This is a genomic window from Microbispora sp. GKU 823 (assembly GCF_002027145.1).
Lineage (GTDB): Bacteria > Actinomycetota > Actinomycetes > Streptosporangiales > Streptosporangiaceae > Microbispora > Microbispora siamensis.
Map to the genome: position 1 here is coordinate 49,702 of NZ_MWJN01000056.1, position 6,000 is coordinate 55,701.

Here is a 6,000-nt window from a genome sequence, read left to right on the forward strand (position 1 = left end):
CCGCGATCCGGGCGTACGTCTCGCGATGTGAGACGTCGCCGGGGCTCTGATCAGGGCGATCGATGCCGTCTGGCTATCGGGCTTCTTTACTGATGCCACCCCGGCTACCGTGAAGTGCGCCGATATCTCTGTGGAGGCGCGCCCATGGCCAAGCTCGACGGGATGGATCCGAAGCTCGTCCGTGAGTTGCTGTCGGAGGTTCAGCACGCCGCGAGGCAGATGGACGGCATCGAGGCCCGGGTCACCCAGTTGACGCGTACGGCCGGCGTCTCCGTGCACGTGACCCACCGGCCGTCGCAGGTCGCCGACGCGTGCTCGACGATGGTCAAGGACGTCACGAACCGGGTGACCCTGCTGGAGAAGAAGGAGAAACAGCAGAGCCCGGGCAAGGTCCCCACGGCCCACGGAGCCTCCTTCACCGAGGAGAGGGACACCACCGCGCCTGCGGACGATCCGGCGCCGAAGTCCGGCGCACAGGACGACAAGGGCGCCAAGGGCGACGCCAAACCCGATCACAAGGCCGATCACAAGAGCGACGGCACGTCCGACCACAAGTCCGAAGCGAAGGCGGACGAGCACAAGTCCGGCCACAAGGCGGATGCGAAGCCTGACGGCAAGTCCGAGGGCAGGGCCGAGGGGAAGGCGGTCCACGACAGGCAGGACGCCCCCCACTCGTCGTCGCCCGCGAATGGCTCGGGCGATTCCGGCACCGCGAAGGGCGAGACCTCCCACCGGGCGCACAGCGCCGCCGACGGCGCGACCCGCGCGAACGGCGACGGCGGAGGTCGCGGCGTGGCCGAGGGAAAGCTCGCGGACAAGCCCTCCTACGCCACCGTCGAGGGTTCCCTCGCCCAGATGCCCTCCTCGACGCACGGTCCGGCCCACCCCGCCGACACCACCGGTACGGGCACGGGGACGCCTGCGGCCACCGGTGCGAGCGGTGACACCGGCGCGGGGACCGGCTCCGGGGCGGGCCAGACGGGGAGCCCCAACGGCGCCGTGGGCGGCACCGGCGACGCGGGCGCGACCGGCGGTGGTTCCGGCCAGGTTCACCAGCCCGCCGGTCAAGGCCAACCGGTCGGCGACGGCCAGAGCGTGGGCCAGGGTCTGGGTCAGGGCGCGGGCCAGAATCAGCCTGCCGGTCCGGGGCAGCCGGCCGGGGGGCGATCACGTCGTGGGCGATCAGGTCGTGGGCCGGGATCAGGGCACGAGCCACGTGCAGCCGGTCGGCGACGGCCAGGGCGCCGCGCAGAGCCAGTCCGGCGGCGGGCAACAGGGCGTCGTCCACGGGCAGGACCAGAACCCGGGGCAGGGCACGCCGGTCGATTCGAAAGCGGCGGGGGAGCAGCCTTCCACGGCCGGAAGCGACTCCTCTTTCTACGACACGCCTGGCAAGGATCACCCGGACGACATCGACCCCGCCGGCCGGCAGGTGACCGTCGTCGACGGTGTCAAGGTCGTCAGCACCCCGATGAACCAGCCCCCGCAGGGCGCCCAGCCGATCGGCATGCCCGGCGCGGACGCGCAGACGGCGACCGTCACCGGTGCGCACCCGGACGGGCCGCCCGGGTTGGTGCCGCCCGCCGAGCCGACCAACCCGGCGGCGAACCAGCCTCCGCAACCCGGCCTCGCGCCCGGCGATCCCATGGGCGCCTACGTCGGCACCCCCGCCGACAACCTCTCCGGTGATCCGCTCGCGGAGGGCAACACGAACGCCGTGCAGGGGACTGCCGCCGGCCACGGCGCGGTGACGGCGAGCGCCGGCGGTCATGCGTACACGAGCGACACGGCCGCAGACGGTGCGGCGACCGGGACCACGCATCCGGCGGCTACGGCCGGTGCCGCGGGTACAGCGCCTGCGGCGCCTCCGGCCACCGTGACCGCACACCCGGCGGGCGCGGCCGACGCGGCGCCTGCTGGGATCAACGCGGCGAACGGCACGGCTCACCCGGCGGTTACGGCCGGTGCCACGGGCACGGCCGATGCGCCGCCCGCGACATCAGGTGGGACCGGCACGGTGACCGGCAGCCTGCAGGCGGTGGATGCCCCCGGCACCGGGCATGCGGCGGGTGCGACCGGTACGGTCACCGGCAGCCTGCACGCGGTGGGGACGACGGCGGCCGGAGAGGCCCACACGGCCGGGACGGCGGGGGCAGCGGGCACGGCGGGTGCCGGTGGCGATGGCGCGACTGGCGCGACCGGCGCGTCGGGCCACACCGGGACGACCGGTGTGAGCGACAGAGCCGACGGCGCGGCGGGTACGAGCGGGCGAGCATGCGACAACGACGCCGCCACGGGCGCGAACGGGGCGGTCCGGGACGGCGCTGGCGCGAATGGCCCAGGTACACACGGCACGGCCACGCACGGCGCGGGAACTGACGGCTATCGCTCACACGGTGCGGGGACGCACGGTCATGGCTCATACGGCGCGGACACGCATGACGCGGGCACGCGCGGCTCGGGGACCAATGACGCGGCGGGGACGCGGGACACCGGCCAGGCTCCGGCTCCCGATCCCCGGTCGCTCGCGGAGGCGCAGCCCGGGGACGTGCTCAGCTACCCCGCGCGCCACTCGGACGACGAGGCCGTGCCGCGCATGCCGGCGGACCACCATCGGGACATCGAGCCCGTGGACATGCCGGACGTCGGCGTCCCGGAAGGGGAGTGGGGCAAGGGCGACTGGGTGGCCAGGAAGATTCAGCCCGACGGGCCCGCCGGCCGCGTCGAAGCCGTCGAAGTCGTCATCCGGCAGCCGGAGAAGTGACGCGTGCGAGCGACGTTCCCGCTGCTCGTGCGGGCTCGGGCTGAAACCCGGCGACGCCCGGAGGCGGCCGGATCGGCCGCGACCAGGCAGGTGAGGCACATCGGCGGGGTCGCCGGGGTGCCAGAGGCAGGGCATGCGACGACCAACGCCGGCGTGCTGGCCGGCTTCGCACAGGAGGCGCGATCGTGAGTTATGTCGACCCGCCGGCGCCGACTCCGCTGCAGCCGGGGGAGACCCCACCGGCGCCGTCGAGCACCGACCTGCTCTCGCCCGGCGGGCAGCCGACGGGCTGGGTGTTCAACCCGGAGTACCAGAAGCTCGTCGACCTGTGGCTGCAGGTGGTCCCGCTGATGGACCAGCTCACCAAGTCGCTGGACAAGCCGTACGAGATGTCGCGGAGCAGGGACGTGTGGGACGCGCCGGTCGCCGAGCGGTACGTCCGGGACCTGGCCGAATGGCGCAACCGGCTCGGGATGTACCGCCAGGCGGTGCTGACGGCGATCAGCGACCAGGCGGCGGACACGCCGCGCTGGATTCCGGGCAAGGCCGGCGCGCCGCACGCCTTCACCTCCTGAACACCCTTCGGCAACCTCCTGAACAGCGACGACGCCCGCGCGACGGCCTGCGGGCGGTCTACTCTTGGAGCGAAGACCGCCACGGGATTGTGAGCCGGTTCCATGGACAGTTCGGAGCCGTTCTACGGGCCTGATTTCGCCCGGCTCGCCGCGCAGGACCCGGACGTCGCCCAGGTGCTGCTCGACGAGGTCGCCAGGCTGCGCGGCGGGCTCCAACTCATCGCCAGCGAGAATCTGTCCTCGCCCGCCGTCCTCGCCGCGCTCGGCTCGACGCTGAACGACAAGTACGCCGAGGGCTATCCGGGCCACAGGTACTACCGCGGTTGCGAAGTGGCGGACCGCGCCGAGCAGATCGCCGTAGAGCGGGCCAAGCGGTTGTTCGGGGCAGACCATGTCAACGTGCAGCCCTACAGCGGCACCACGGCCATCCTGGCGGCGTACGCGGCCCTTCTGCAGCCGGGGGACGGCGTCCTGGCGCTCGCGCTGGAGCACGGCGGCCACATCACCCACGGGTCCAAGGTCAACTTCTCCGGCAGGTGGTTCCACGTCGTCTCCTACGGTGTGCGGCGGGACACCGAGACGATCGACTACGACGAGGTGAGGGACCTGGCGCTGCGCCACCGGCCCCGGGTGATCGTCTGCGGCGCCACGGCGTATCCCCGGCTGATCGACTTCGCCGCCTTCCGCGCCATCGCCGACGAGGCCGGAGCCTGGCTGCTGGCGGACGTCGCCCACGAGATCGGCCTCATGGCCGGCGGGGCCATCCCGTCGGCCGTGCCGTACGCGGACGTCGTGACCTTCACGACCCACAAGTCGCTGCGCGGCCCGCGCGGGGGAGGCGTGCTGTGCACAGACGAACTGGCGTCGGGGATCGACCGGGCGGTGTTCCCCTTCACCCAGGGCGGGCCGCTGATGCACGTCGTCGCGGCCAAGGCGGTGGCGTTCGGCGAGGCGCTGCGTCCCGAGTTCCGGGCGTACGCCGCGTCGGCGGTGGACAACGGGAGGACCCTGGCGGAAGGGCTGGCGGCCGAGGGGCTGCGCCCGGTGTCGGGCGGCACCGACACCCACCTCGCGCTGGTCGACCTGCGCGGGACAGGGGTGAGCGGGGCGGAGGCGGAGCGGCGCTGCGCCGAGGCCGGCATCCTGCTCAACCACAACGCGATCCCGTACGATCCGGCGCCCGCGACCGTGACCTCCGGGATCAGGGTCGGCACGCTCTGCGCGACCACCCAGGGCATGGGCGCGGCGGAAATGAGGGAGATCGCGTCTCTCGTCGTCCGGGCCATCCGGCAGCCGGGTGCGATAACGTCGGTCCTCGAACGGGTAAAGGGGCTGACCGCGACGCATCCGGCATATCCCCGTTAGGGATAGGGCGATCTGTGTCTTTTGCCCGTCACAACCGATCCGCCTATCCAGGAAACTAGGTCCGTGCGCGAATATCTCCTCTTGGCGCTCGTGGCGGCCGCGGTGACGTACCTGCTGGTGCCGCCGGTCAGGGCGTTCGCGCTGCGCATCGGCGCGGCGCCCGAGGTGCGGGAGCGGGACGTGCACACGGTGCCCACTCCGCGTCTGGGCGGGCTCGCGATGTTCGGCGGGATGGCGGCGGCGCTGCTGGTGGCGAGCAAGCTGCCGTACGTCGGCGGCGCGTTCGACAGCGGCCAGACGGGCCAGACGGTCATCGGCCTTCTCGCGGCCGGCGGCCTGATCGTCGTCACCGGCTTCCTGGACGACTGGCTCGGCATGGACGCGCTCGTCAAGCTGGGCGGCCAGATCGCGGCGGGCGGGCTGCTCGTCTACTTCGGCGTGTACCTGCAGTTCCTCCCGCTGCCGCAGTCGATGGGCGGCTCCCAGGCCCTCGACAGGACCCTGTACACGATCCTCACCATCATGATCGTGGTCGTCGTGATCAACGCGGTGAACTTCGTGGACGGGCTGGACGGCCTGGCCGCGGGGATCGTCGGGATCGCGGCGATGGCGACCTTCGCCTACTCGATCGTGCTCCAGCAGACCGCGAGCGGTTCGCGGATCAACGGGACGGCCGCCATCGCGGCGATCCTCATCGGGATGTGCGCGGGCTTCCTGCCGCACAACTTCAATCCCGCCAAGATCTTCATGGGCGACACCGGAGCCATGCTGCTCGGCCTGCTGCTCGCCACCTCGCTGATCACGAGCCTTTCGTCTGTCGAGCCTGACGCGGTGGTCGGCAAGATCAACCGGTTCCCGGTGATCCTGCCGCTGGTGCTGCCGATCGCGGTCGTGGTGCTGCCGCTGGCCGACCTGATCATGGCGGTCGTCCGGCGGACATCGGCCGGGATGTCGCCCTTCGCGCCCGACCGCGGCCACCTGCACCACCGGATGCTCGACATCGGCCACTCCCACCGGCGCAGCGTCCTGATCATGTACGCGTGGACGTTCCTGTTCGCCTTCGCCATCGTGGGCCTGTCGATCGGCCGCGTGCCGCTCATCGTGTTCCCCCTGACGATCGTGCTCGCGGTGGCGGTGCTGGTGATCATGGGCCTGCCGCGGTGGCGGTCGCGCCGCACCGCGACGCAGGACCACAAGAGCGACCAGAAGATCGGTGCGCGTCCGGCCGGGAGTCGCTCGTCCCGCCCCGCCCCCGCCACTACGCGGGACGGAGCACGACACGCTCGTCTTCCCCCG

General features: G+C 72.3%; 6 protein-coding genes. 5 read left to right on the plus strand and 1 reads right to left on the minus strand.

The genetic code is table 11. The features are described 5' to 3' along the window. Nucleotides 1–200 precede the first annotated feature (200 nt). Nucleotides 201–398, minus strand: a complete 198-nt coding sequence (locus B1L11_RS26535) for a hypothetical protein (protein ID WP_143737565.1) — start codon at nucleotides 396–398, stop codon at nucleotides 201–203. A gap of 635 nt (nucleotides 399–1,033) precedes the next feature. Here B1L11_RS26535 and B1L11_RS47150 point away from each other — a divergent pair. The 5 genes from B1L11_RS47150 to B1L11_RS26560 form a co-directional block, all read left to right on the plus strand. Next, nucleotides 1,034–2,764, plus strand: a complete 1,731-nt coding sequence (locus B1L11_RS47150) for a hypothetical protein (RefSeq protein ID WP_079317159.1) — start codon at nucleotides 1,034–1,036, stop codon at nucleotides 2,762–2,764. 3 nt (nucleotides 2,765–2,767) lie between these two features. Then, a complete protein-coding gene (locus B1L11_RS45650) occupies nucleotides 2,768–2,953 on the plus strand; it encodes a hypothetical protein (RefSeq protein ID WP_143737569.1) in 186 nt (61 codons plus the stop codon). After that, a complete protein-coding gene (locus B1L11_RS26550; protein WP_079317161.1) occupies nucleotides 2,950–3,339 on the plus strand; it encodes a hypothetical protein in 390 nt (129 codons plus the stop codon). The genes B1L11_RS45650 and B1L11_RS26550 overlap by 4 nt, the downstream gene beginning before the upstream one ends. 102 nt (nucleotides 3,340–3,441) lie before the next feature. Next, nucleotides 3,442–4,704, plus strand: a complete 1,263-nt coding sequence (glyA, locus tag B1L11_RS26555; protein ID WP_079317163.1) for a serine hydroxymethyltransferase — start codon at nucleotides 3,442–3,444, stop codon at nucleotides 4,702–4,704. A 63-nt stretch (nucleotides 4,705–4,767) separates the two neighbouring features. Beyond that, the coding region (locus tag B1L11_RS26560) for an MraY family glycosyltransferase (protein ID WP_079317175.1) at nucleotides 4,768–6,000 on the plus strand (1,233 nt) is incomplete at its 3' end.